This window comes from Yoonia vestfoldensis (genome assembly GCF_002158905.1).
Classification (GTDB): domain Bacteria; phylum Pseudomonadota; class Alphaproteobacteria; order Rhodobacterales; family Rhodobacteraceae; genus Yoonia; species Yoonia vestfoldensis_B.
The window spans coordinates 348,209-372,835 of record NZ_CP021431.1 but is presented as its reverse complement, the minus strand read 5'-3'; the positions used below and the strand labels follow the sequence as shown (position 1 = coordinate 372,835).

Here is a 24,627-nt window from a genome sequence, read left to right as displayed (position 1 = left end):
CCGGCATTCACAGCGATTTATCAGGCGATATAGGCGGCCAAGGCCCCGGATATCCGGTCCCTGTTGGTCTTGATTGTTGTGCGCAGGGCCAACAGCTGTTGGCGGTCGCGCTGATGGGCGGCCTGCTCTGCCGCAGAGAGCGCCTGCGACAATTCCGATAGCCCCAGAACGGCGGTTGATCCGACGACGCGGTGGATCGCGGCCGCGACCTGATCATCCACATCGGGATCGGCGTCCAGCATGTTCAGCAGATCGGCGACCTCTGTCAGCCCGGCCTTGATCAACCTGATCGCATTGTCCCCCCCAAGCGTTTCCGACAAGGAGACAAGGGCGCGCTGCACCTCTGTCCCGGCAGGATCAGCAGCCAGAGATGGCGCGGCAGGCAGGCCAGCGGGTGCGGTTTTCTGCTGGAAATACCCATCCAGAACCGCCGCAATCTCGGCCTGTGTCGCCGGTTTGGTCAAGACGGCGTCAATGCCTGCGGCGCGCACATCCTCGCTGTCTTCGATGTCGGAATAGGCAGTGACCGCGACGATCATTGCCGCGCTGGACGGGCCACCCGCGCGGATGATGCGAGACGCGGTATAGCCATCCATGACCGGCATACTGACATCCATCAAGATGACATCATAGGCGCGCATGGCGGCAAGACCGACAGCCATGCTGCCATCGGTTGCTTCATCAGCGCTATGGCCAAGCTTGCGGACCACCGCCGCAAGCAGCCCAAGATTGATGGCATTATCGTCAACGACTAGGATATTCGCGCACCTGACAGGCGGTTGATCACGCGGGTCATCTGCGGTCGGTGTGGATGCGGCCGGCGCCGCGCCAGACATCGCCGCCGTGGCCAGATCGATGCTGAAACTGAAGGTGCTGCCTTCGCCCGGCCTGCTTTTGAGGCCCAAGGCGCCATTCATCTGCCGGACAGCCGCGCTGGCAATAATCAAGCCAAGCCCGGCACCCTCGCGCTGATGCGCACGATCACCATTTAACATTTTGAACTCTTTAAACATACGATCTTGCTTGTCTAACGCGATTCCGACACCTGTGTCTACAACCGCCACGTCAAGCCGGAACTTTCCGGTGGCGGTCTCGCGGAAGGTCAGCGCGACCGTGACGCGCCCGTTTGTCGTGAATTTGACGGCATTGCCCACAAGGTTGTAAATCGCACGGGCAAAGGCGGCAGGCTCGCCGGTAAATGACGGCAGCGGCCGGTCGCCGAGATCAAGACGCAGGTTAAGCTGGTTATTCTGCGCCGCGGCCAGCGGGGTCAATTCATACAAGATATCAGAGACGATGGCCTTGGGGTCAAAAGGGGCCTCTTGGCGCTGCCAGTTCAGCCGTGTCGTCTCGAGCACGTCATTGATCTGTTGCAGGGCGCGCAGGCTGCAATCGCGCGCGGTCTGCACCAGATTGCGTTCGGTCTGGTCCATCCCGGCCCGGTCCAACAGGTCAAGCGCGGCAATCATCCCTTGCAAGGGGGTGCGCATGTCATGGCTCATCATCGACAGACAGGTCGATTTGGCCTCGGCGTTGCGCTCGGCGGTCTCGCGGTCGGTGCGCAGCTGGTCCTCGGCTGCGGCAACGCCGGTCACGTCGCGGATGAAGGCGATCAGGATCGGGCGGCCATCAGGGCCGGGCTGCGCCGTCACCGAGATTTCAGCCGGAAAAGACGGCCCGTTCGGCCGGCGCGCCGTGACACGCAGCGCCCCCGCGCCGATCATCTGCGGCGGCAAGGCGGCCAGATCAGGCCCATCACCTGCATCCAGCGCGATCAGCGCCGCGATGTGAAGGCCGGTCAGCCCGTCACCCGGCCGCCCGAAGAGGCGGGGCGCTGCCGGATTTGTCAGCATGATCCGGCCATCGGCGTCGGCGATCAGGATCGCCTCTGAAGACGCATCAAACACCTGGCCCGCAAGGCCGGGCAGATGCGGCATCCGCCTTGCCGCCCCATACCACAGCCACAGGGCCAGACCGCCCCCCCCAGCAGGGCCGCGGATGCCATGATGGTCTGGACCCAGATTGCGCGCAGCATCGATCGTTCCGCATCGCGCGCGCGGGCGGCCTGCGCCGCACTGGCCGCGGTGATATCGCGGATGATCGGCGCTGCCGCCTCTAGGCGCGCCAGCAATGCCGGCAGCCTGGCCCTATCCGCAGGCGTGATCGCAGCGACATGATCCGCAACCGCGCTGCGCGCCGCATCAAGCGCCATCAGCCTTTCGCCAAGACCGGATGCGGCGGCAGGGTCAGGCAAGATGAGCCGCGCCGTCGCAGCATGTTGGGAAAACCGGTCGGACGCAGCCTGCAACCGGGCCACGGCGCTTTCTTGGTCGGCCAGAGGATCGGAAGGGCGCGCAGACAGATCATCGGCCGCCATCACCAGCGCGCGATAGGCCGCGTCAAGATCGGCCAGATGCCATGCGCCGCCTTCGACAGCCGCGCTGCGCATCACTTTTAGGCGGTCATGCAATGACGCCGCATTCAAAAGCATCGCCCCGGTCGATAACAGCAGCAAAAGAACAAGCGACACGACGACAGAACGACGTGATTTCACGGGCGCAAAGATATTGGATGTAGCGGACGCCATGACACCCTTTCAGTCCGAAAGACCCTCGGCCTGAGTTTGTTACGAAATTCTTAACGCTAAAAATTTACCGGTCAGATACCAAATGGTGCGATCACGCGGATAATCCACCATTTCCATTATTTTGCCACGCACACAAAACACGCCACCGGCCCTGCCGTGATCGCGGCCCCGCGAACCAAGCGGCCGCGCCATGAAATCACGCATGCCCGCAGGCCGGTGCAGGGCAGATTGGCACAGATCTTGCCTTTAAAAACTGCGGGAATATCACCATACCATGCAGTGACCGCTGCCGGGGTTACAGCCAACGTGGCAAAAACGCCACATGATCGATGAAAGGTTTGCCCCGGCACGAGTACTCCCCCCAACAAAGCGGTAACAGTGGCCAAAAGCAATAGAAAGATAACTTTCGATACAAAGTTATCTTAAGTTATTGTGTTACTTTTCCTTCTGGTAGTTTAAGAACTTTACACGGGGCAACGCGAGACGCGACTTAGAAAAATCACTTTATAGGGTTAGAAATATCTTTCGACGCACGCATCGGCTGTGTGGAAATATCAAGGGAGGCACGTTTAGTGATACAAATACGTTTTCTCGCAGGTCAGCAATCATGACCCGCATACTTGTCGCTGACGACCACCGATTGATCGCGGAATCTGTCTCGTTGTCTCTTTCGATGAGCGAGGGATTCGAGGTCGAAGTTTCCGACAGCCTGTCCTCGACGCTGGAAAAAATCGTGTCGGAACCGCCCTATGCCATTGTCATGCTGGACCTGCGCATGCCCGGCATGGACGGGATCAACAGCATCAAAAAGGTGGTCGAGGCCGCTGGTGACGCGAATGTCGTGCTGTTCTCGGCCAATGCCGACACCCATACCGTCACCCGCGCGATCGAGGTCGGCGTGCGCGGTCTGGTGCCAAAGACCCTGCCGCTGCAATCATTGGGCAGCGTGCTGCGGCTGATCCAATCGGGCCAGATGTTCATCCCCGCCGAAAACCGCGTCGCCCCCGGCGATGCCCGCGGCCAATCCCTGTTAAGCGAAAGCGAACTGGCGGTGTTGCAGATGGCGGCATCGGGCATGACCAACAAGCATATCGCCAATAACCTTGATATGAACGAAGCCCGGATCAAGATGCATATGCGCACGATCTGCCGCAAGCTTGATGCGCGCAACCGCGCCCATGCGGCCATGATCGGCCGCGATATGGGGATTGTCGATCACTAAGCGTGATCGCGGCCAGGCGGTTTGCGACAAAAGCTGGGCCATGAAACGCCCTCGCCCTGCCGCCGCCCGCTGGCCTTTTGAAATGAATTCAGCGCATCAATTGGTGCGAACAGGCTGATCCCGCCCTCTTGCAGCTTGGACAGGCGCGGGGTGACGGGCTGTTTCATTCATCCGTCATTCATTTGCCAAAGGGCGCGCGTGTCACCACGCAATGGCCCCTCTCTGTCAGTTTTTTGACGCCGCAGACCCATGCGCACCTGCCGGACAGGTGCCACGGGCCAGCGCCGCGATGGACGGGCCGCGCATATTCGGCGTGATCCGCGGAACATTGCCCGCCGCTGCATGTTGCACAGCAACAGGCCACAACCTCTGAAAAAAGGAAACTTGGTGCATGTGCATATTTATCTTGCCCGTTAACAAGGCAGCGTCGGAGCATTTGCAGGCATCGGTCACTTTGTTGGCGGGGAATGCCGTGGCGACACCCGCAATGCGGGCTTGTCAATCCAATTTTTACATCTAAGGGTTGCGCGGCCAGCCGTCAAAAGCGGGGCACAACCAATCTGCGGCAGGCGCCACCAGCCCTTTCCAACAGCAGCCCTTTCCAACAAAGGCAACAGGGAGATTCTCGTGACACTTACAACGCTACTCAAGGCCAGCAGCGCCATTGTCCTGCTATCGGCCATCGCCGCCAATGCGCAGGCGACGCATCCCGAAACCGGCGAAACGCTGGCCGAGGTGCAAAGCTTTACCTACCGCGTGCTGGACGAACATTCCTCCGTCGATCCGCAGGTGGTCGAGGATGTGACCGGTGCCGAGGTCGTGCGCGACCTCTTCGAAGGCCTGATGAACCAGAATGCCCAAGGCGAGCTGATCCCCGGTGTCGCCACAGGATTCGAGGTCTCGGATGACGGGCTGACCTATACATTCACCCTGCGTGACAATGCCCGCTGGTCCAATGGCGACCCGGTGCTGGCCAGCGATTTCGTCTATGCGTGGAAACGGGCTGTCGATCCCGCACTCGCATCGGAATATGCCTGGTTCATGGAATTGATGTCGATCGAAAACGCCGCGGCCATCATCGCGGGCGAGATGGACAAGGACGATCTGGGCGTCACCGCCCCCGATGACAGCACCTTTGTCGTCACCCTGTCCCAGCCCCTGCCCTATTTTGCGCAGATGACAACGCATTCCACCACCTTCCCCGTCCATCCCGCCACCATCGAGGCGCATGGCGATGCCTGGACCCGCCCGGAAAACATCGTGTCGAACGGGGCCTATATCCTGCAAGAACATGTCCCGCAGGAACGTCTGGTCCGTGTGCGCAACGAGATGTATTGGGACAATGAAAACACGATCATCGACGAAGTGACCGCCTTGGTCATCAATGATGTCAATCAGAGCCTGACCCGCTATCTGGCCGGCGAGCTTGACCGGACCGAGGTGCCCCCCGGCCAGTTCCAGCGTCTGTCCGCCGAATACCCCGATCAGGCGATCAGCATTCCGCGCCTGTGTTCCTATTACTATAACTTCAACCTGTCCGAAGGTGGGCCAGAGGCGTTTCAAGATGTCCGCGTCCGTCAGGCAATGAACCTGGCCGTGAACCGCGATGTGATCGTGAATAACGTGCTGGGTGCGGGCCAGACGGCGGCCTATAACTTTACCCCCGTGCGCACAGCTGATTTCACCTTGCCCGATCTGCCGATTGCCGCCATGACGCAGGAAGACCGCAACGCAATGGCCGTCACGCTGATCACAGAGGCCGGTTACGGCATCGGTGGTGAGCCGCTCAGCATCGAATTGCTTTACAACACGGACGAGGCGCATCGGAACATCGCCGTGGCGCTTGGCCAGATGTGGCAGCAGACGCTGGGCATCCAGACGACGCTGGCCAATCAGGAATGGCAGACATTCTTGCAGACCCGCGGCAACCAGAACTTTGAAATGGCGCGCGGCGCATGGTGTGGCGATTATAACGAAGCCTCGACCTTCCTTGATCTGGTCACCACCAATTCGGGCTATAACGATGCGAAATATTCCAACGCCGAGGTCGATCAACTGATGGCCGCGGCCAAGACCGCCGAAGACCCACAGCCGAATTATACCCGCGTCGAACAGATCATCGCCGAAGAAGTGCCGATCATCCCGATCTATCATTATGCCGATGGCTACATGTTCAACCCGACGCTGAAGGGCTGGCCCGTCGATAACGTCGAACAGAATTGGTACAGCCGCGAGCTTTATTTCGTCGCGAGCGAATAAGCCGATCTTGCGGTATCAGACCTGCGCCCTGCGACCGGGGCGCAGGTATTCTCTTTTCGACCACAGGGACAGCCATGTTCAATTTCGTGCTGAAACGGCTTGCGATTGCCGTGCCGACAATTCTGATCCTCGTGATCTTGTCGTTCATGCTGATGTTTGCAGCCCCCGGCGGGCCGTTCAACAGCGAACGCCCTTTGCCGCCGCAGGTGCTGGCCAATCTGGAGGCGCGTTACGGGCTGGACCAGCCCTATTGGAAACAGATGTATGATTACGTCGTGAACGTGGTCACGCGGTTTGATTTCGGCCCCTCGTTTCAATACCGCGACCGGACGGTGACAGATGTCATCATGCAAGGCTTTCCGGTCACGCTGACCTATGGGTTCTGGTCCTTCGTCGTCGCGGTGATCGTCGGTGTGTCGCTGGGCGTGGTTGCCGCGATCAAACACAACACATGGCTGGATTACCTTGCCGTGGGCATTTCGGTCGGCGCGCAGGTGCTGCCCAATTTCGTCATGGCGCCTATTCTGGTGCTGGTCTTTACGCTGTGGCTGGGCTGGTTGCCTGGCGGTGGCTGGCAAGGCGGCCAATGGCAATATCTGATCCTGCCGGTGATCGCGCTGTCCACCAGTTACATGGCGTCGATTGCGCGGATCACGCGATCATCCATGCTCGAAGTGCTGAACGCCGGTTTCATCCGCACGGCGCGTGCCAAGGGTCTGCCAACATGGCGGATCATTCTGGGCCATGCGCTCAAACCCGCGATGCTGCCGGTCTTGTCCTATCTGGGGCCTGCATTCGTGCTGATGATCACGGGATCGGTCGTGATCGACGTCTATTTCTCGACCGGTGGCATCGGGCAGTTTTTCGTCAATTCGGCCTTTAGCCGCGATTATGCGGTCATCATGGGGATCACCATTCTGGTGGGCGTGCTGACCATTGTTTTCAACCTTCTGGTCGACGTGCTTTACGCATGGATCGACCCCAAGATCCGGTATTGAGGGGCGCCCAATGTATCCCGACAAGACAACCGGCGCTGGTTTGGTCGATGCCGTCCATTTGGCCGAGGTGCAAGGCCGGTCGCTGTGGAAAGACGCGCGCCAGCGGTTCATGCGCAACAAGGCGGCAGTGGCCGGATTGGTCGCGCTGATCCTGATCACGCTGTTTGCGTTTTTCGGCGGGCTTCTGGCAAGGTGGAGCGCCGAGGAAATCGACTGGGCGATGATGGGCAATGTCGCGCAGGCCGGCGGGCCAAGCCTGTCGAACGGCCATTATTTCGGCGTCGATGAACTGGGCCGCGATCTTTATGCGCGCACGGTGCAGGGCACGCGGATTTCGCTGCTGGTCGGGTTTGTCGGTGCCGCCATCGCGGTGATTGTCGGCACGCTTTACGGGGCCATCGCGGGCTATTTTGGCGGCCGCACCGACGGGATCATGATGCGGATCGTCGATATCCTGATGGCGATCCCCTTCATGTTCGTGCTGATCCTGATGCTGGTGATCTTTGGTCGGTCGATCCTGATGCTGTTCATCGGGATCGGGCTGATTTCATGGCTGGATATGTCGCGGATCGCGCGGGGCCAGACCCTGACCCTGAAAAACAAGGAATTCGTCGAGGCCGCCATTGCCATCGGCGTGCGCCCGATGACCATCATCCTGCGCCATATCGTGCCGAACCTGCTGGGGCTGGTCATTGTCTATGCCACGCTTTTGGTGCCGACCATGATCATCACCGAAAGCTTCATCAGCTTTCTGGGGCTGGGCGTGCAGGAACCCGCCACATCGCTGGGCGCGCTGATTTCGGCGGGCGCGGGCCAGATGCAATATGGCGTCATCTGGCAACTGGCCTTTCCGCTGTTTTTCTTCATCGTGACGCTTTTTGCGTTCTTCTTCGTGGGCGACGGGCTGCGTGACGCGCTCGACCCCAAGGACCGCTGACATGACCCTCCTGCAGACCAAAGACCTGACCGTCACCTTCCAGACGGCCGATGGCCCCGTAAACGCGGTGAATGGCGTGAATTTCAGCATCGACAAAGGCGAGACATTGGCCATCGTCGGCGAAAGCGGGTCGGGCAAAAGCCAGACCGCCTTTGCCATCATGGGCCTGCTTGCGCGCAATGGCCGCGCCTCTGGGCAGGCCTTGTTCGACGGGCAGGACCTGCTGGCGATGCCGCAAAAGGCGCTGAACAAGATCCGCGCCAATGATGTCGCGATGATCTTTCAGGATCCGATGACATCGCTGAACCCCTATATCCGCATTTCCGACCAGATGGCCGAAGTGCTGACCCTGCACAAAGGGATCAGCAAAGGCGACGCCATCACGCAATCCGTGCGGATGCTGGATGCGGTCGGCATCCCCGATGCCAAAGCGCGGATCAGCAGTTTTCCGCATGAATTTTCCGGCGGCATGCGCCAGCGGATCATGATCGCCATGGCGCTGCTCTGCGAACCGCGCCTGTTGATCGCGGATGAACCGACAACCGCGCTGGACGTCACGGTGCAGGCCCAGATCATGCGGGTGCTGGCCGATATCCGCCGCGATTTCGGCACGGCGATCATCCTGATCACCCATGATCTGGGGATCGTGGCCGATGCCTGCGACCGCACACTGGTGCTTTATGGTGGGCAGATCATGGAAGAAGGGCCGACCGATGATGTCTTCGCACGCCCCTCGCATCCCTATACGGCGGGGTTGCTGCGCGCCGTGCCGCGCCTTGACCGCGATGATGACGCCTTGCTGACCATCGCGGGTGAACCGCCCGATATGTCGCGCCTGCCTGCGGGTTGCCCGTTCTCGCCGCGCTGTGCCGCCGTGATGCCGCATTGCCCCACCGACAAACCCCGCTTGGACGGTTTCGACGGCAATCGCCGCCGCGCCTGCCACCTGCCAAAAGACGAGGTCGCATGATGGCACCGATCCTTTCCGTGCAGGACCTAAGCGTCACCTTTGACATCCATTCCCAAGGCGCCTGGCCCTGGACCAAGCCGCAAAAACTGCATGCCGTGAACGGGATCAGCCTTGATCTGGCGCCGGGTGAATGCCTTGGCGTTGTCGGCGAAAGCGGGTCGGGCAAATCCACCCTGGCGCGCGCCATCGTCGGCACCGTGCCATCAAGCCAGGGCAAGATCCTGTTCGAAGGCCACGATCTGGCGGCGATGTCCGCATCGGCACGCCGCGTGCATCGCAAAGATGTGCAGATGATCTTTCAGGACCCGCTGGCGGCCCTGAACCCGCGCATGACCGTGGGCGATATCATCGCCGAACCGCTGATCACGCATGAACCAAAAGTCCCCCGCGCCGAGGTCCGCAAACGGGTGCAGGCGCTGATGGAGCGTGTGGGTCTGCTGCCCAATCTGGTGAACCGCTATCTGCATGAGTTTTCCGGCGGCCAATGCCAGCGCATCGGGATCGCGCGTGCGCTGATCCTGAAACCCAAATTGCTGATCTGCGATGAACCTGTCTCCGCGCTCGATGTGTCGGTGCAGGCGCAGGTGGTGAACCTGCTGCGCGAATTGCAGCGGGATATGGGGCTGTCGATGATCTTTATCGCGCATGACCTGAGCGTGGTGAAACATGTGTCCGACAAGGTGATGGTCATGTATCTGGGCCGGATGATGGAAATGGCCGCCAGCAAACCGCTGACCACCGGGCCGCGCCATCCCTATAGTCAGGCGCTGATCGCATCGGTGCCGATCCCCGATCCGGTGCTGGAACGCGCGCGCAAACGGCCTGTGCTGGAAGGCGAATTGCCCTCTCCGCTGCGCCCGCCCTCGGGCTGTGTGTTCCGCACGCGCTGTCCCAAGGCGCAGGCCCTCTGCGCCGAGATCCGCCCGCCGATGATTGATGCCGAGAACGGCCATCTGGTTGCCTGCCATTTCGAGGAAAAGCAGGATATGCTGGCCGTCACGGGCGCAGACGTCAGATAGACACCTGTTGCAAGATCGCATCCCGCGTCACGGCGCTGGCGGGTTGCGACAGCACGACCTCGCCCCGGTTCAGCACGCAGAACTGGTCGGCGAGGCTATAGGCGAAATCGAAATATTGCTCGACCAGCACGATGGCGATCTCGCCCTCGTCGCGCAAAAGCGCGATCACCTTGCCGATCTGCTTGATGATATTGGGCTGGATACCTTCGGTCGGTTCATCCAGCAACAGCACCTTGGGCCGCGCGATCAGCGCGCGCGCGATGGCCAGCTGCTGTTGCTGCCCGCCCGACAGATCGCCACCGCGCCGGTCGCGCATGTCGAACAGCACCGGAAACAGCTCATAGATCCGGTCGGGGATCTTGTGCTCGCTACGCGGCAGACACGCGAAACCGGTTTGCAAGTTTTCGGTCACACTCAGCAGCGGAAATACCTCGCGCCCCTGCGGCACATAGGCGATGCCCGCCTGAGCGGCCTGTGCCGCGCGGGGGTGGTGCAGCATCTGCCCGTCCAGCGTGATGGTACCGCCCGAATAGGGATGCCGCCCCGCGATGGCGCGCAAAAGGCTGGTCTTACCCACGCCATTGGTGCCCATCACCGCCGTGACCGCCCCCGCCGGCGCATCCAGCGACACGCCCCAAAGGATCTGCGATGCGCCATAATGCAATGTCAGGTTTTCAACTTTCAGCATGGTTCAGCGCCCCAGATAAACATCGATCACCTGCTGGTTCTGGGTCACATGATCGAGTGACCCTTCGGCCAGCACGGACCCTTCGTGCAGCACGGTCACGCGGCAATCCAAGCGGCGGATGAAGTCCATGTCATGTTCAATCACCACCACCGCCCGCGTCTGGGCGGCACGTTTCAACAGATCCGTGGTATGTTCGCGTTCCGCAGGGGTCATGCCAGCGGCGGGTTCATCGACCAGCAATAGACGCGGGTCTTGGGCCAGCAGCATCCCGATTTCCAGCCATTGTTTCTGTCCATGGCTCAGGTCACCCGCGCGGTGGTCAAGGCGGTCGGCCAGCCCGACCTCTGCGGCCAGATCGACGATCCGGGCATTATCGGCGGCACCTGCCTTCCACGCCAGCACCGCAAAGGGGCCGCGTTTGTTTTTCAGCGCCATCGACAGGTTGGCGCGCACGGTCTGATCCTCGAACACGGTGGGTTTCTGGAACTTGCGCCCGATGCCGGCCTTGGCGATCTGGCTTTCGGACAGTTTGACCAGATCGGTGGACAGCTCGCCCCACAGCACGCGGCCTTCATCGGGGCGCGTCTTGCCGGTGACAATATCCATGAACGTGGTCTTGCCCGCGCCATTGGGGCCGATCACGGCGCGCAATTCCGGCTCTCCTATCGCAATGGACAGATTGTTGATCGCGCGGAACCCGTCGAAAGTGACCGAAACGCCCGAGACTTCCAGCAGGGTCATGATTTTTTCCTTACCAGATAATCGAACAATCCGCCGATGCCCTTGGGAAAGAACAGCGTGACGGCGACAAACCCAAGCCCCAGCAGCACCAGCCACCAATCGGTCCAGACGATGCGAAACAGCCCCAGATCGACATTCGGCGCGCCACCGCCGGTCAGCCAGCTGGACAGCAGCGACACGAAAGCCGCCCCGATCACCGCGCCATAAAGCCGCCCGCGCCCGCCAATCGCGACCCAGACCGCCAGATAGATCGAGGCGATGGGCGCAATCTCGGCGGGGTTGATGATGCCCGCCTGCGGATAATAAAGCGCGCCTGCAATGCCCGCGACGACGGCGGTGATGGTGAAAACGAAAAGCTTGTAGCTTTCGACATGATAGCCCAGAAACCGCACCCGCGCCTCGTTATCGCGGATCGCGCGGATGACAGAGCCGAACTTGCCCGACACGACCCAAGCGAACAGCAGATAGCCAAGCCCCAGCGCCAGTGCCGATGCCCAGAAGAACCAGACGGATATCACCGCCTGCGGCACATCCAGCGCGCCGGGGATATTCTGCAAACCGGACAGCCCATTATTGCCACGCAATCCGGTGTCGTTCTGAAACAGATAGAGCGACAGCGCCAATGTCATCGCCTGTGTCAGGATCGACAGATAGACGCCTGTCACCCGGCTGCGGAACGCCAGCCAGCCAAAGACCAGCGCCAGCAGACCCGGCACCAGAACGACCAGCGCCAGCTGTGCGGGCAGCGATCCGGCAAAGGTCCAGATCAGCGGCAGATCAGAACTGCCGACAACGCCGAAAATCTGGGCCGCGACAGCCTCGGCCACTTCGGTTTCGGTCGCGGGGATCGCCCCTTGGGCCAGGTTGTCGCGGATCACGATCTCGGTGCGCGCATACATCAGCCACATCCCGATGGCGTAGCCGCCCAGCCCGAAAAAGGCGAAATGCCCAAGGCTGAGGATGCCGCAATAGCCCCAGACCACATCCATCGCGATGGCGATCAGGCAGAGGCAAAGGGTCATGCCAAGGATCTTCACAAGATTGGTTGAAATCACGCCCGCCCCCATGCCCTCGGACAGAAGGGTCACGATCAGGGTGAACAGACCAAGCAGCCCCATGAACCACGGGACCGAAGGGTTATCGCGCAGAAAGCTGCGGTTGGGCGGGGTGGCGGTGCTGTCCATCGTCATCGGATCAATCCCCTGCCGCGCGGCCTTTGAGGGCGACGATGCCCTTGGGCCGGAACTGGATGAACAGGATGATGAACAGCACCATATAGGTCTGGGCGGCCAGCGTATTGGCGGGGTTGAACCATTCGATGCCCTTTTGCAGCGACCCGATCAGCGCGGCCCCCGCCAGCGTGCCGAACACAGACCCGACACCGCCGACAACCACGGTCATGAAGCTTTGCACGATATAATTCGCCCCCATCTCGGATGTGACCTGCGCGACCAGCCCGATGGCGACACCCGCCACACCGGCGATGCCCGACCCCAGACCAAAGGTCAGCATGTTGATCCGGTCGGGGTTGATCCCCATGCTGGCCGCCATGCCGGGGTTCTGGGTGACGGCGCGGACCTCTAGCCCCAGACGGGTGCGGTTCAGGATATAAAGCAAAAGCAGCAAAAACAGCGCCGCCATCACGACAATGGCGACCCGCACAGCGGCGACCGAGACCAGATCGTTGATCTGTATCGCGCCGGCCAGCCAATCGGGGGCGGTCAACGGGCGGGCCTGCGTGCCAAAGATGTTTTTCGCCAGTTGCTGCAAGGCGATGGATATCCCGAAGGTCGCCAGCAGCGTTTCCAGCGGGCGGGTGTAGAGATGCCGGATCACCAGCCTTTCCATCACCACACCCGCCAGAAAAGTCACCGCAAAAGCCAGTGGCAGCGCGACGACAAGCGAGGTGGTGTAATTGGGAATGACCGTCTGGACGACATAGCCAGTATAGGCCCCCATCATGATGAATTCGCCATGCGCCATATTGATGACCCGCATCACGCCAAAGGTGATCGCCAGCCCGATGGCCGCCAGAAAGAAGATCGAGGCCAGCGACAGCGCGTCAAAACCCAGGCTGAGGAATTGGAACAGCGCGACTTTGGTCGTGGTGGCCGCCTGTGCTGTGGCGGCGGCACTGGTCACGGCGGGATCGGGTTCCAGATAGGCGTCGAAAAAGACATATTGCGCGACGGCAGCCTGCATATCGGCCTGCGTCACCAAAGGCGGCACGGTGCCTGCATCCTGCAGCGCCTGATAGGCGATGATCCGGTTGGCATCGGTGTCAAGCTGGTGGACAGGCACGCCGCCCACCGCCCCATCGACCACATTAACGCGCAGCGCGTCGCGGATCGCATTGCGCCCCGGTGCGGCAGGGGCAAGGCCCGCGGCGACCAGCGCATCATAGGCGGCGGCAAGGGTGATGTCCTGCCCCGGTGTCTTGACCAAGGCGACGTTCACATCCGCAGGCAGGCTGGGGGCGACATCGGCGCGGCTTTGCAGCAATTGGTTCAGGACAGACCGGGCGGGCGTGCTGACATCGCCGCGCAAAGCGTCAATCGCGGCGATCCGCGCAGCGCTGTCAGGGTCAAACCGCGCGACCAGCAGGGCGATCAGCCGGTCCATACGGGCGGCGATGGCGGCGTCATCCTCGGTCGCGCGGGCGGCGCGAATGGCGGCGATCTGATCGGCGTCGGGGCTGCGGGCGGCGGCATCAAGGGCCGCGATCCGGCGGGCAGGGTCGGGATGCATCAGCTCGAAGGCGACCAAAGCCGCGCCGATTTCACGGCGCACACCGGCATTGGGGCGGATCTGGTTGACCTCGCGGGTGCCGACAATCGCCAGCTCTGCGCCGCTGTCGATGTCGATCAGGGTCAGATCGCCACCAGCGGGCGTGGCATAAAAGAACAGCCCGTCACCGGGGCGTTCATACACCGCGCGGTCGGACCAGAGGCGTAGAAAATCAACCGTGCCCGGCGCATCTGCGGCAAGCAGGGCGCGCAACACATCCGGCACGGTAGACCGCGACGGATTGGCGACATCTTCCTGCACATTTTGCAGCACATCCTGCAAAGGCGTTTCGGCGGCATCCTGCGCCAGCGCCGGACCAATCAGCAATGGCCACAGCAGGGCAAGGGCGCAAAGGCGTCGCAACATGATGGGGCACTTTCGGTTACGGGTCATCGGATCGGGGGCGCGCGCAGGTCGCGCCCCCAACACAGCTTTAGTAGTTCGAGGTCAGCTGCACGCAGGTGCTGGTCGCGGTGTCATACATGCCGCATTCCAGGGTCTGCCAATCGCTGGTCCAGGTCGCGCTTTCGGTCAGGAAAGGCGACCAAGCCTCGCCCGCGACCTCAGGTGTCTGGCTGATGATGTCGAATTGGCCGTCGGCGCGGATTTCACCGATCAGCACGGGTTTGGACAGGTGGTGGTTGGCGTTCATCACCGCCATACCGCCGGTCAGATTGGGGAATTCCTGCCCCCACATCGCCGCGCGCACGGCATCAACATCGGTGGTGCCCGCCGCTTCGACCGCGTTCACCCACATGTTAAAGCCGATGTAATGCGCTTCCATCGGGTCATTGGTCACGCGATCGGTGCTGCCGATGAAGTCATGCCATGCGGAAATGAAGGCCTCGTTTTCGGGCGTATCGGCGGACATGAAATAGTTCCACGCCGCCAGATGGCCGACCAGACGCGAAGTGTCGAGACCCGACAATTCCTCTTCGCCGACCGAAAACGCGACGACGGGGATATCATCGGCGCTGACGCCTTGAGCGGCCAGTTCGGTGTAAAAGCCCACATTGGCATCGCCGTTGATCGTGGAAATCACGCCGACCTGTTTGCCACCGGCCCCCAAGGCCACGACATCCGACACGATGGTCGACCAGTCAGCATGACCAAAGGGGGTGTAGTTGACGAAGATATCTTCGGGCGCGATGCCCTTGGACAGCAGATAGGATTCCAGAATGGCATTCGTGGTGCGCGGATAGACATAATCGGTGCCCAGCAGCGCAAAGCTTTCCACGCCCAATTCGTCGATGAAATAATCAACCGCCGGAATGGCCTGCTGGTTTGGCGCGGCCCCCGTATAGAACACGTTGCGCGAGCTTTCCTGCCCTTCATATTGCACCGGATAGAAGAACAGGCCGTTCAATTCTTCGAGCACCGGCAACAGCGCCTTGCGGCTGACCGATGTCCATGCGCCGAAGATCACGTCAACTTCGTCCACGGTCAGCAGCTGGCGGGTCAGTTCGGCGAACAAGGGCCAGTCGGAGGCCGGGTCCACGACCACGGCTTCCAGTTCGCAGCCCAGCACACCACCCTTGGCGTTTTGTTCGGCGACCAGCATCTGCATCACATCGCGCAGGGTGGTTTCGGAAATGGCCATGCTGCCCGAAAGCGAGTGCAAGACGCCCACCTTGATCGGGCATGCGGCCTGTGCATTGGCCGCAGTGGTCAGGGCAGTGACAGCCACTGCCGATAATAAAGTTTTTTTAATCATGAAGAAGGCTCCAGCGGTTGTGCTCTGGTCCGCAGGATGAGGCGGTTGCTAAATGGTCTGTTCAAACCATATCCTCGGTCAGCAGCAGTGATGTTGCGCATGTCCGGCGCCGAGTCTGGGAGGATCGTGATGCCGGACATGCATTGTGACGATTTCGTGATCTTAACATTCGTGCTCGGCGGCGGGCTTGCAATCAGGGCCTGCCCGGCCAGAGGATGCATCGGCAGTCTGCCGTTAAATCGGACAGAAAATGCGGCGGCTGCACAATTTTTACGCTGCGATGCAGAAACTGGGTGTTCACCACCGGCGCGACTCGGGCTTTGCGGTTTGGTTGACGCAGCACGGCGGCCCCTCTATCGCTGGGCTGTCGCGGCAAAGGATCGGTCATATGCCAGTTTTTGAACGGTTTCTGTCCATCTGGGTGGCGCTTGCGATCATCATGGGCCTCGCCTTTGGGCAGCTGGCCCCCGGCCTTGTGGGGTTTCTGGCGGCGCTTGAATATGGGTCGGTCAATTTCGTGGTGGCCGTGCTGATCTGGGCGATGGTCTATCCGATGATGGTCTCGGTTGATTTCGCGTCACTGGCGCGGGTGCATGAACGGCCCAAGGGCATGATCATCACGCTGGCGGTGAATTGGCTGATCAAGCCTTTCACGATGGCGCTGTTGGGGGTCGTGTTTTTTGACTATCTTTTCGCGCCTTTCATCGCGCCCGACACATCGGGCCAATATATCGCCGGGCTGATCCTGTTGGGGGCGGCCCCTTGCACGGCGATGGTCTTTGTCTGGTCGCAGCTGACCAAGGGCGATCCGAATTATACGCTGGCCCAAGTGTCCCTGAACGACGCGATCATGGTCTTTGCCTATGCGCCCATCGTCGCGCTGCTGCTGGGGGTGACGGATATCACCGTGCCATGGGACACATTGGTGCTGTCGGTCGTTCTTTACGTCGTGATCCCGCTGGCGGCGGGTATCGTGACGCGGGTCTGGCTGACGCGGGGGCGCAGTGACGCGGCCAGTACTGTTGCGGGCTTTACCGCAAGGGTGAAACCTTTTTCGATCATCGGCCTTTTGGCGACAATCGTCTTGCTGTTCGGTTTTCAGGGCGAGGTGATCCTGTCCCAGCCTTTCATCATCGCGCTGATCGCGGTGCCTTTGCTGATCCAATCCTATGGCATGTTCGCCTTGGCCTATTGGGCGGCCAAGGTCTGGCGGGTGCCCCATAACGTGGCCGCGCCCTGCGCGCTGATCGGGACGTCAAATTTCTTTGAACTGGCCGTCGCGGTCGCCATCGGGCTGTTCGGGCTGAATTCCATCGCGGCGCTGGTCACCGTCGTCGGTGTGCTGGTTGAAGTGCCGGTGATGCTGACCCTTGTCTGGTTCGCCAACCGCACGCGGCATTGGTTTGCCGCCTAGCGCGCCGCGCCGCCGATGGCCGCTGTCAGGCGGGCCGCGGCCTCGGTCACGGCATCGGCCAATGGGGCGATCTTGTCATCGGTGATCCGGCTGGTAGGGCCCGAGACCGACAAGCCCGCCACGGCATCGCCCGAGACGTCATGCACGGTCGCCGCGATGCAGCGCATCCCCAGATTACGTTCCTCACCGTCAAAGGCATAGCCCCGCAGCCGGGCTGCATGCAGATCGGCGATCATCGCCTCGGGGTCGATCAGCGTATGGGGCGTGAATTGTTCCAGCTTGCCCGCCACCAGCACCCGCCGCTGGCGCGCATCATCCATATGCGCCAGCAACGCCTTGCCAATGCCAGACGCATGCATCGCCGAGACCGTGCCGGGCGGAAAGAACGCCCGGATCGTCGCATGGGTTTCGACCTGCCCCAGAAACAGGACCTTACCATCGCGTTCGATGCCCAGATTGGCGGTCTCGCCCGTCGCCTCCATCAGGTCGCGCATGATCGGGCGGGCGCGTTCGACCAAAGAGGTGCGGCGCAGGAATTGCGATCCGGTCAGAAAGGCAGCCGCGCCAATGGACCAGACCTGCGCCTGCCGGTCGAAATCGACAAAACCGCGCCCTTGGAACGTGGTCAGCACGCGATAGACCGTGGCAGGCGACTGGCGCAGCTGGCTTGCGATTTCCGACAGGGTGCCGCCCTGCATCTCGCCCAGCGCGATCAAAACCTCAAGCGCGCGGTCCAGCGATTTGACCGTGTTCTGCGCGGCCTTATCATCCCAAGCCTTGGGCCGACCACGGGTTTTACGGGCGTCATGCTGCAAGTGCGAAACTTTCTGAAATACATTTTCACTATATGAAAAATGTAACCCCATGGCAACGCTTGTTTTTCCATGATATGTCCCGCAGGGCAGAGGTTTTTCAAAAAAATTGAGCCGCAGCGCAGGGTCTGCGACAAAGAGACCAACCCTAATGGAGGATAGGCGATGAGCTTTCAGAATCCGGTCTTTATCCCCGGCCCAACCAATATGCCGGAATCGATCCGCAAGGCTTGCGACATGCCGACGATCGACCACCGCTCGCCCTTGTTCGGCCAGATCCTGCATCCGGCCCGCGCCAATGTGCAAAAGGTTTTGAAATCTGACAGCGCCGATGTGTTCATCTTTCCATCGACCGGCACCGGTGGTTGGGAAACCGCGATCACCAATACGCTGTCGGCTGGTGACACCGTGCTGGCCGCGCGCAACGGTATGTTCAGCCACCGCTGGATCGACATGTGCCAGCGCCATGGGCTGGATGTGCAGATCGTGGAAACGCCTTGGGGTCAGGGCCTGCCTGCCGACCGCTATGCCGAGGCGCTGGCCGCCGATAAATCCCATAAGATCAAGGCCGTTCTGGCCACCCATAACGAGACCGCCACCGGTGTGAAATCCAACATCGCGGCCGTACGCGCCGCACTTGATGCGGCGTCTCATCCGGCGCTGCTGATGGTCGATGGCGTCAGTTCCATCGGGTCGATGGATTTCCGCTTTGACGAATGGGGCGTCGATATCGCCGTGACCGGATCGCAAAAGGGGTTCATGCTGCCAGCGGGTCTGGCAATCCTCGGCTTCAGCGCCAAGGCGCGGACCGCGACGAAAACCGCGACCCTGCCGCGCACCTTTTTCGACGTGAACGATATGGCCAAAGGCTATGACAACAGCGCCTTTCCCTATACGCCGCCTGTCGGGTTGATGAACGGTTTGCTGCTGGCCTCTGACATGCTGCTGCGCGAAGGGCTGGACAATGTCTTTGCCCGCCATACGCGCATCGCGTCGGGCATCAGGGCGGCGGTGCATGGCTGGGGGCTGGAGTTATGCGCCGCGCGCCCGGATCTTTATTCCGACACTGTCAGCGCGATCAAGACGCCCGCAGGCTTTGACGCGACCAGCATCGTCAACCATGCGGCCAGCGCCTATGGTGTGGCTTTCGGCACCGGCTTGGGCGAGGTTGCGGGCAAGGTGTTCCGCATCGGCCATCTGGGCAGCATGACGGATGTGATGGCGCTGTCCGGCATTGCCACGGCGGAAATGTGCATGGTCGATCTGGGACTTGATATCAAGCTGGGGTCCGGCGTGGCGGCGGCGCAAGACCATTACCGCCGCACGACAGGCCAGGCCTTGCAGGTTGCCGCGTGATGAAAGACCTTGATATGTATATCCCGACCTATGACGATGTGATCGCCGCCCATGACCGGATCCGGCCCTATATCCACCGCACGCCGGTCCTGACATCCAGCTATCTGGATGATCTGATCGGCGCGCAATTATTCTTTAAATGCGAGAATTTTCAAAAAGCCGGCGCTTTCAAGGTGCGCGGCGCGTCGAACGCCGTGTTCGGCCTGTCGGATGCGGAGGCTGCCAAAGGTGTCTGCACCCATTCATCGGGCAATCATGCGCTGTCGCTGTCCTATGCCGCAGGGCGCAGGGGTATCCCCTGCCATGTGGTCATGCCACGCACCGCACCTGACGCGAAAAAGGCCGCCGTGCGCGGCTATGGCGGGATCATCACGGAATGCGAACCTTCCACCACATCGCGCGAGGAAGTTTTCGCGCAGGTGCAGGCCCGCACGGGTGGCGATTTCGTGCATCCTTATAACGATCCCCGCGTGGTCGCAGGCCAAGGCACCTGTAGCCGCGAATTCATGGAACAGACCGACGGTCTGGACATGATGGTCGCCCCCATCGGTGGCGGCGGCATGATTTCGGGCACCTGCCTGACCCTGTCGCATATCGCGCCCGAGGTGCAGATCATCGCGTCGGAACCTGAACAGGCCGATGATGCCTATCGCAGTTTCAAGGCAGGCCATATCATCGCCGATGATGCGCCGGTCACCATTGCCGACGGCCTGAAAGTGCCGCTGAAAGACCTGACATGGCATTTCGTCAGCAATCATGTCACGGATATTTTCACCGCATCAGAGCAGGAAATCATCGCCGCGATGAAACTGACCTGGGAACGGATGAAGATCGTGATGGAACCCAGCTGTGCAGTGCCGCTGGCCACGATCATCAAGAACCGCGAATTTTTCAAAGGCAAACGTGTCGGTGTCATCATCACCGGCGGCAATGTCGATCTTGATAAACTGCCTTGGATCTAAGGCGAAGGGAGCACCACATGAACGATATGAGCAACCTCAAGAATCTCGATGTCGGCTATGACATCCCCGCCCTGCCCGGTATGGACGAGGCCGATATCCAGACACCTTGCCTGGTGCTGGATCTGGATGCGCTGGAACGCAACATCAAGAAGATGGGCGATTTCGCCAAATCCCACGGCATGCGCCACCGCGTGCATGGCAAGATGCATAAATCCGTCGATGTGGCCTTGTTGCAGGAAAAACTGGGCGGGTCGGTCGGTGTCTGTTGCCAGAAAGTATCCGAGGCCGAGGTTTTCGCCCGTGGCGGCATCAAGGATGTGCTGGTCAGCAACCAGGTCCGCCACCCGGCCAAGATCGACCGTCTGGCGCGCATCCCCAAATTGGGCGCGCGCGCGATCTGCTGCGTCGATGACATCGCAAATATCGCCGATCTGTCGGCGGCTGCGCAGAAACATGGCACCCAGATCGAATGTCTGGTTGAAATCGACGTGGGCGCCGGCCGTTGCGGCGTGCAATATGGCGCGCCTGTTGTCACACTGGCCAAAGCGATCAATGCCGCACCCGGCCTGAAATATGCAGGCATTCAGGCCTATCAGGGGGCGATGCAGCATCTCGATTCATACGACGAACGGCAGGCCAAGACGCAGATCGCCATCGAGCAGGTCCGCGAGACGCTTGATCTGTTGAAAGCCGAAGGCATCGAGAGCGATATCGTCGGCGGCGGCGGGACCGGATCCTATTATTTCGAAAGCGCATCGGGCGTGTTCAACGAATTGCAATGCGGGTCCTATGCCTTCATGGATGCCGATTACGGCCGCATCCTGGACAAGGACGGCAAGCGGATCGACAAGGGCGAATGGGAAAACGCTTTGTTCATCCTGACATCCGTGATGAGCCACGCCAAGGCCGACAAGGCCATCGTCGATGCAGGGTTGAAGGTGCAGTCGGTCGATAGCGGCCTGCCCCTGATCTATGGCCGCGATGACGTGACTTATGTCAAATGTTCCGATGAACACGGCGTTGTTGCGGATCCGGGCGGTGTGCTGAAGGTCAATGACAAGCTGAAACTGGTTCCCGGCCATTGCGACCCGACTTGCAACGTCCATGACTGGTATGTCGGGCTGCGCGGCGGCAAGGTCGAGGTGGTCTGGCCTGTTTCCGCGCGTGGGAAGGCCTACTGACGTAGGCGGCCTCCCGGCGGGGAGTATTTTTGGAAAAAAGAAGCCGGGGGCGCAGCAGCACCCCGGCGCAAGAGGTGCCCCATGATCATCGTTCCCGAAAAAGAAATCGCTGGCCTGATGACCCGCGCCGATGCCTATCGCGCGGTCGAACAGGTTTTCGCGTCGATGTCCAAGGGCAGCGCCTATAATTTTCCGGTGATCCGCGAGGCGATCGGCCATGCCGATGCGCTTTACGGGTTCAAATCGGGCTTTGATCGCGATGGGCTGGCGCTTGGGCTGAAATCGGGCGGCTATTGGCCTGGCAACGAGGCAAAGGGCCTGACCAACCATCAATCCACGGTGTTCCTGTTCGATGCCGATACCGGCAAGTGCCGTGCCATCGTGGGGGGCAATCTGTTGACCGCGCTGCGCACGGCGGCGGCATCGGCGGTGTCGATCAACCATCTGGCGCGAACGGATGCGCGGGTGCTGGGCATGATCGGCGCGGGTCATCAATCTTTGTTCCAGCTGCGTGCCGCCGTGGAACAGCGCGCCTTTGAGCGGATCATCGGCTGGAATTACCACCCCGAAATGCTGGCGCGCCTTGCATCTGTCGCGGCAGAGCTTGATCTGCCTTTCGAGGCGGTCAACCTTGACAGGCTGGGGGCAGAGGCCGATGTCATCATCTCTATCACCTCTGCCCATGCCCCATCCTTGCTGGATGCCCATGTCCGCCCCGGCACGCATATCGCCTGCATGGGGACCGACACCAAGGGCAAGCAAGAACTGGAAGCGGCGATCTTTGGCCGCGCAACGGTCTTTACCGACGAGATCGCACAATCCGTGACCATCGGTGAAGCGCAGCATGCGGTGGCCGCGGGGATCGTTGCTGCGGATAAGATCACGCCTTTGGGCGCGGTGATCAACGGCACCCATCCAGGCCGCACCAGCGCAGATGAGATCACGATTTTCGACGGCACGGGTGTCGGCTTGCAGGATCTGGCGGTTGCCTCCGCCGTCGTCGATCTGGCGGTGGCCAAGGGCGTTGCGACAATCGTCGATTTCTAGGGAATGATCCGGTAAGGCGCGGCAAAGTGGTGTTCTTCCAGATTGGCCCCTGCGCCGATCCGGTCGATCACCGCAAAGAGCCCCGGCCCCGCAAGCGGCGTCAGCACGCCATGCCATGTGCCCCTGTGAAAGTTGATCCCTTCGCCCGGTGCCGTGACAAAGGCCTGCGGCACCAGATCATCGCCCGCGACCACGACCAGAAAGCCATCCATGCTCATCGGGATGAAGGCCTGCGATCCCAGGGGATGCCGTTCGATCAGATCCAGCTGATAGGGCAAGGCCCGCAGCTCTGAGCGGAACAGGCTGATGCCCGCCCGCCCATCGCCCATATCCATCTGCGCGCGGTCATGAAACCGGCCGCAAAGCCCCGCATTGATGATGCGGTCAGGCGCGCCCTTGCAATCCAGCACATCACCGTAAGGCGCAAAGGCGGCGGCGGTCAGCGGCTGGACACGGATATCCGTCATCGTGGCAACAGCCCGCGCAAGCGGTGCAGCGCGATCCGTTCGACCTGGCGGCAGGCCTCGGCCAGTTCTGATGCGCGGTCGTTTTGCAACCGCGCGGCAAAGGCCGCCATGATCCCGGCCTTGTCATGGTCGCGCACCGCGATGATGAAGGGAAAGCCGAACCTGTCCAGATAGGCCGCGTTCTGCGCCTGAAAGCCCGCACGTTCGGCATCGGTCAGCGCATCAAGCCCCGCGCTGGCCTGTTCGGCCGTGCTGTCAGGCGTCAGGCGTTTGGCGGCGGCAAGCTTGCCTGCCAGATCAGGATGCGCGTTCAGCACGGCCAGCCGCGCGTCGTCACCTGCTGACCGGAACACGCGGCAGAGCGCGTTGTGCAGGCCCAGCGCCGTGTCATGCGCAGGCCCCAGTTCCAGCGCATGCGCCTCTGCGGCGATCCAGGGCGAATGTTCGAAGATGCCGCCGTAAGCCGCGACAAAGGCGTCGCGGTCCATCTGTGACGGGCGGGCGAACCGGACATGTGGCTGCGTCGCCGCCCAATGGTCGGCGATCTGGGCGCGGGTCGCGAACCAGACGCCCTCATGCCCCTGCGCATAGTCGATGAACTGGCGCAACGCCTCGGCCCGGCCGGGCCTGCCGATCAGGCGGCAATGCAGACCGATGGACAACATCCGCCCGCCTTCGCGGTAGAGCGTATCGAAACTGGCCTTGAGGTAATCCAGAAACTGCCCGCCTGCGTTGAACCCCTGCGGCGTGGCGAAACGCATGTCATTGGCATCGAGCGTATAAGGCACGATCAGCTGGTCGCGCCTGCCATATTCCATCCAATAGGGCAGATCATCGGCATAGCTGTCGGCAACATAGGCGAATTGTCCGGTCTCGGCGGCAAGGCGCACGGTATTGACCGAACAGCGCCCCGTATACCAGCCGCGCGGCGGGCTGCCTGTGACCTCGGTATGCAGGCGGATCGCCGCCAGCATATCGGCGCGTTCGACATCTTCGGGGGCGTCCTTGTATTCGATCCATTTCAGCCCGTGACTGGCGATTTCCCAGCCTGCCTGCTGCATGGCCGCGACCTGTTCGGGGGCGCGGGCCAAGGCTGTCGCCACGCCGTAAACCGTGACCGGCAGATCAGCGAGCATCCGGTGCAAGCGCCAGAACCCGGCCCTTGCGCCATATTCATAGATGCTTTCCATGTTCCAATGCCGCTGGCCGGGCCAGGCGGCGGCGCCAACAATCTCGGACAAAAAGGCCTCTGACGCGGCATCGCCATGCAGGATGTTGTTCTCGCCGCCCTCTTCGTAATTCAGCACGATCTGCACGGCGATGCGCGCGCCACCGGGCCAGTTGGCGACGGGCGGTTCGGCACCATGGCCGGTCATATCACGGGGGTAGCGTTGCACCTGGGCCTCCTGCAGGATCAGTCACAAGCTTTGTGCCGGAGCTTTGGGCAGTTTTGCAAGCCCGCATCG

Annotated in this window: 23 protein-coding genes; 11 read left to right on the top strand and 12 right to left on the bottom strand. The window is 61.3% G+C overall.

The genetic code is table 11. The annotated features are described in order from the left end of the window. Positions 1–20: 20 nt before the first annotated feature. The 3 genes from LOKVESSMR4R_RS01850 to LOKVESSMR4R_RS19995 are packed head-to-tail and all read right to left on the bottom strand — an operon-like array spanning position 21 to position 2,791. Positions 21–1,937: a PAS domain-containing hybrid sensor histidine kinase/response regulator gene (locus tag LOKVESSMR4R_RS01850; protein ID WP_087206048.1), complete on the bottom strand. Its 1,917-nt coding sequence runs from the start codon at positions 1,935–1,937 to the stop codon at positions 21–23. Next, positions 1,877–2,587, bottom strand: a complete 711-nt coding sequence (locus LOKVESSMR4R_RS20000; protein ID WP_157898101.1) for a hypothetical protein — start codon at positions 2,585–2,587, stop codon at positions 1,877–1,879. Before LOKVESSMR4R_RS20000 ends, LOKVESSMR4R_RS01850 begins: the two co-directional genes overlap by 61 nt. A 39-nt stretch (positions 2,588–2,626) precedes the next feature. Continuing rightward, positions 2,627–2,791: a hypothetical protein gene (locus LOKVESSMR4R_RS19995; RefSeq protein ID WP_157898100.1), complete on the bottom strand. Its 165-nt coding sequence runs from the start codon at positions 2,789–2,791 to the stop codon at positions 2,627–2,629. Between the two features lie 403 nt (positions 2,792–3,194). On the opposite strand from LOKVESSMR4R_RS19995, the gene LOKVESSMR4R_RS01840 reads away from it, so the two are divergent. Continuing rightward, positions 3,195–3,809, top strand: coding sequence for a response regulator transcription factor (locus LOKVESSMR4R_RS01840; protein WP_087206046.1), 615 nt, complete (start codon positions 3,195–3,197; stop codon positions 3,807–3,809). Here LOKVESSMR4R_RS01840 and LOKVESSMR4R_RS19990 read toward each other — a convergent pair. Further along, positions 3,806–3,976: a hypothetical protein gene (locus LOKVESSMR4R_RS19990; protein ID WP_157898099.1), complete on the bottom strand. Its 171-nt coding sequence runs from the start codon at positions 3,974–3,976 to the stop codon at positions 3,806–3,808. The genes LOKVESSMR4R_RS01840 and LOKVESSMR4R_RS19990 overlap by 4 nt on opposite strands. Positions 3,977–4,436: 460 nt before the next feature. Between LOKVESSMR4R_RS19990 and LOKVESSMR4R_RS01835 the strand changes: the two genes are divergently transcribed. From LOKVESSMR4R_RS01835 to LOKVESSMR4R_RS01815, 5 genes are all read left to right on the top strand, one after another. Then, the gene (locus tag LOKVESSMR4R_RS01835; RefSeq protein WP_087206045.1) at positions 4,437–6,068 is read left to right on the top strand and encodes a peptide ABC transporter substrate-binding protein; all 1,632 of its coding nucleotides are present in this window, start codon (positions 4,437–4,439) and stop codon (positions 6,066–6,068) included. A gap of 74 nt (positions 6,069–6,142) precedes the next feature. Continuing rightward, a complete protein-coding gene (oppB, locus tag LOKVESSMR4R_RS01830) occupies positions 6,143–7,066 on the top strand; it encodes an oligopeptide ABC transporter permease OppB (RefSeq protein WP_087206044.1) in 924 nt (307 codons plus the stop codon). A gap of 10 nt (positions 7,067–7,076) precedes the next feature. Beyond that, positions 7,077–8,003 carry an ABC transporter permease subunit gene (locus LOKVESSMR4R_RS01825; RefSeq protein WP_087206043.1) on the top strand — a complete coding sequence of 309 codons (927 nt, stop codon included), beginning with the start codon at positions 7,077–7,079 and terminating at the stop codon, positions 8,001–8,003. A gap of 1 nt (position 8,004) precedes the next feature. Then, positions 8,005–8,973 (top strand): oligopeptide/dipeptide ABC transporter ATP-binding protein, encoded by a 969-nt coding sequence (locus tag LOKVESSMR4R_RS01820; protein ID WP_087206042.1) that lies wholly within the window; start codon positions 8,005–8,007, stop codon positions 8,971–8,973. After that, positions 8,973–9,992: an oligopeptide/dipeptide ABC transporter ATP-binding protein gene (locus tag LOKVESSMR4R_RS01815; protein WP_087212399.1), complete on the top strand. Its 1,020-nt coding sequence runs from the start codon at positions 8,973–8,975 to the stop codon at positions 9,990–9,992. The genes LOKVESSMR4R_RS01820 and LOKVESSMR4R_RS01815 overlap by 1 nt, the downstream gene beginning before the upstream one ends. Here the strand turns inward: LOKVESSMR4R_RS01815 and urtE are convergent. The 5 genes from urtE to urtA form a co-directional block, all read right to left on the bottom strand. Continuing rightward, positions 9,985–10,680: an urea ABC transporter ATP-binding subunit UrtE gene (gene urtE, locus LOKVESSMR4R_RS01810; protein WP_087206041.1), complete on the bottom strand. Its 696-nt coding sequence runs from the start codon at positions 10,678–10,680 to the stop codon at positions 9,985–9,987. The genes LOKVESSMR4R_RS01815 and urtE overlap by 8 nt on opposite strands. A gap of 3 nt (positions 10,681–10,683) precedes the next feature. Next, positions 10,684–11,424 (bottom strand): urea ABC transporter ATP-binding protein UrtD, encoded by a 741-nt coding sequence (urtD, locus tag LOKVESSMR4R_RS01805; protein ID WP_087212391.1) that lies wholly within the window; start codon positions 11,422–11,424, stop codon positions 10,684–10,686. Then, positions 11,418–12,605 carry an urea ABC transporter permease subunit UrtC gene (gene urtC / locus LOKVESSMR4R_RS01800; protein ID WP_087212394.1) on the bottom strand — a complete coding sequence of 396 codons (1,188 nt, stop codon included), beginning with the start codon at positions 12,603–12,605 and terminating at the stop codon, positions 11,418–11,420. The genes urtD and urtC overlap by 7 nt, the downstream gene beginning before the upstream one ends. A gap of 10 nt (positions 12,606–12,615) precedes the next feature. Continuing rightward, positions 12,616–14,574 carry an urea ABC transporter permease subunit UrtB gene (gene urtB, locus LOKVESSMR4R_RS01795; protein WP_087206040.1) on the bottom strand — a complete coding sequence of 653 codons (1,959 nt, stop codon included), beginning with the start codon at positions 14,572–14,574 and terminating at the stop codon, positions 12,616–12,618. 67 nt (positions 14,575–14,641) lie between these two features. Next, entirely contained in the window at positions 14,642–15,922 is a 1,281-nt protein-coding gene (gene urtA, locus LOKVESSMR4R_RS01790) for an urea ABC transporter substrate-binding protein (protein ID WP_087206039.1), read from the bottom strand. Positions 15,923–16,310: 388 nt separating this feature from the next. On the opposite strand from urtA, the gene arsB reads away from it, so the two are divergent. Beyond that, on the top strand, positions 16,311–17,336 hold the full coding sequence (gene arsB / locus LOKVESSMR4R_RS01785; protein ID WP_087212387.1) for an ACR3 family arsenite efflux transporter: 1,026 nt from the start codon (positions 16,311–16,313) through the stop codon (positions 17,334–17,336). Here the strand turns inward: arsB and bhcR are convergent. Next, positions 17,333–18,151: an HTH-type transcriptional regulator BhcR gene (gene bhcR, locus LOKVESSMR4R_RS01780; RefSeq protein ID WP_087206038.1), complete on the bottom strand. Its 819-nt coding sequence runs from the start codon at positions 18,149–18,151 to the stop codon at positions 17,333–17,335. The two genes, arsB and bhcR, sit on opposite strands and share 4 nt — an antisense overlap. 162 nt (positions 18,152–18,313) lie before the next feature. On the opposite strand from bhcR, the gene bhcA reads away from it, so the two are divergent. The 4 genes from bhcA to bhcD all read left to right on the top strand — a co-directional run bounded on the left by bhcA (position 18,314) and on the right by bhcD (position 22,694). Then, on the top strand, positions 18,314–19,504 hold the full coding sequence (gene bhcA, locus LOKVESSMR4R_RS01775; protein ID WP_087206037.1) for an L-aspartate--glyoxylate aminotransferase BhcA: 1,191 nt from the start codon (positions 18,314–18,316) through the stop codon (positions 19,502–19,504). Then, positions 19,504–20,466: a beta-hydroxyaspartate dehydratase BhcB gene (gene bhcB / locus LOKVESSMR4R_RS01770; RefSeq protein WP_087206036.1), complete on the top strand. Its 963-nt coding sequence runs from the start codon at positions 19,504–19,506 to the stop codon at positions 20,464–20,466. The genes bhcA and bhcB overlap by 1 nt, the downstream gene beginning before the upstream one ends. A gap of 17 nt (positions 20,467–20,483) precedes the next feature. After that, on the top strand, positions 20,484–21,647 hold the full coding sequence (gene bhcC, locus LOKVESSMR4R_RS01765; RefSeq protein WP_087206035.1) for a 3-hydroxy-D-aspartate aldolase BhcC: 1,164 nt from the start codon (positions 20,484–20,486) through the stop codon (positions 21,645–21,647). 81 nt (positions 21,648–21,728) lie between these two features. Then, positions 21,729–22,694, top strand: a complete 966-nt coding sequence (gene bhcD / locus LOKVESSMR4R_RS01760) for an iminosuccinate reductase BhcD (protein WP_087206034.1) — start codon at positions 21,729–21,731, stop codon at positions 22,692–22,694. Here the strand turns inward: bhcD and LOKVESSMR4R_RS01755 are convergent. Beyond that, on the bottom strand, positions 22,691–23,161 hold the full coding sequence (locus tag LOKVESSMR4R_RS01755) for an ureidoglycolate lyase (RefSeq protein ID WP_087206033.1): 471 nt from the start codon (positions 23,159–23,161) through the stop codon (positions 22,691–22,693). The two genes, bhcD and LOKVESSMR4R_RS01755, sit on opposite strands and share 4 nt — an antisense overlap. Then, a complete protein-coding gene (gene puuE / locus LOKVESSMR4R_RS01750) occupies positions 23,158–24,558 on the bottom strand; it encodes an allantoinase PuuE (protein ID WP_420645899.1) in 1,401 nt (466 codons plus the stop codon). The genes LOKVESSMR4R_RS01755 and puuE overlap by 4 nt, the downstream gene beginning before the upstream one ends. Between the last annotated feature and the right edge of the window lie 69 nt (positions 24,559–24,627).

What these genes read in the sequence shown, in the direction of transcription:
- LOKVESSMR4R_RS01850 (WP_087206048.1), bottom strand. Translation starts at nt 1,937, where the DNA reads ATGCCGCATCTGCCCGGCCTTGCGGGCCAGGTGTTTGATGCGTCTTCA.
- LOKVESSMR4R_RS20000 (WP_157898101.1), bottom strand. Translation starts at nt 2,587, where the DNA reads ATGGCGTCCGCTACATCCAATATCTTTGCGCCCGTGAAATCACGTCGT.
- LOKVESSMR4R_RS19995 (WP_157898100.1), bottom strand. Translation starts at nt 2,791, where the DNA reads ATGCGTGATTTCATGGCGCGGCCGCTTGGTTCGCGGGGCCGCGATCAC.
- LOKVESSMR4R_RS01840 (WP_087206046.1), top strand. Translation starts at nt 3,195, where the DNA reads ATGACCCGCATACTTGTCGCTGACGACCACCGATTGATCGCGGAATCT.
- LOKVESSMR4R_RS19990 (WP_157898099.1), bottom strand. Translation starts at nt 3,976, where the DNA reads ATGAAACAGCCCGTCACCCCGCGCCTGTCCAAGCTGCAAGAGGGCGGG.
- oppB (WP_087206044.1), top strand. Translation starts at nt 6,143, where the DNA reads ATGTTCAATTTCGTGCTGAAACGGCTTGCGATTGCCGTGCCGACAATT.
- LOKVESSMR4R_RS01825 (WP_087206043.1), top strand. Translation starts at nt 7,077, where the DNA reads ATGTATCCCGACAAGACAACCGGCGCTGGTTTGGTCGATGCCGTCCAT.
- LOKVESSMR4R_RS01820 (WP_087206042.1), top strand. Translation starts at nt 8,005, where the DNA reads ATGACCCTCCTGCAGACCAAAGACCTGACCGTCACCTTCCAGACGGCC.
- LOKVESSMR4R_RS01815 (WP_087212399.1), top strand. Translation starts at nt 8,973, where the DNA reads ATGGCACCGATCCTTTCCGTGCAGGACCTAAGCGTCACCTTTGACATC.
- urtE (WP_087206041.1), bottom strand. Translation starts at nt 10,680, where the DNA reads ATGCTGAAAGTTGAAAACCTGACATTGCATTATGGCGCATCGCAGATC.
- urtC (WP_087212394.1), bottom strand. Translation starts at nt 12,605, where the DNA reads ATGGACAGCACCGCCACCCCGCCCAACCGCAGCTTTCTGCGCGATAAC.
- urtB (WP_087206040.1), bottom strand. Translation starts at nt 14,574, where the DNA reads ATGTTGCGACGCCTTTGCGCCCTTGCCCTGCTGTGGCCATTGCTGATT.
- urtA (WP_087206039.1), bottom strand. Translation starts at nt 15,922, where the DNA reads ATGATTAAAAAAACTTTATTATCGGCAGTGGCTGTCACTGCCCTGACC.
- arsB (WP_087212387.1), top strand. Translation starts at nt 16,311, where the DNA reads ATGCCAGTTTTTGAACGGTTTCTGTCCATCTGGGTGGCGCTTGCGATC.
- bhcA (WP_087206037.1), top strand. Translation starts at nt 18,314, where the DNA reads ATGAGCTTTCAGAATCCGGTCTTTATCCCCGGCCCAACCAATATGCCG.
- bhcB (WP_087206036.1), top strand. Translation starts at nt 19,504, where the DNA reads ATGAAAGACCTTGATATGTATATCCCGACCTATGACGATGTGATCGCC.
- bhcC (WP_087206035.1), top strand. Translation starts at nt 20,484, where the DNA reads ATGAACGATATGAGCAACCTCAAGAATCTCGATGTCGGCTATGACATC.
- bhcD (WP_087206034.1), top strand. Translation starts at nt 21,729, where the DNA reads ATGATCATCGTTCCCGAAAAAGAAATCGCTGGCCTGATGACCCGCGCC.
- LOKVESSMR4R_RS01755 (WP_087206033.1), bottom strand. Translation starts at nt 23,161, where the DNA reads ATGACGGATATCCGTGTCCAGCCGCTGACCGCCGCCGCCTTTGCGCCT.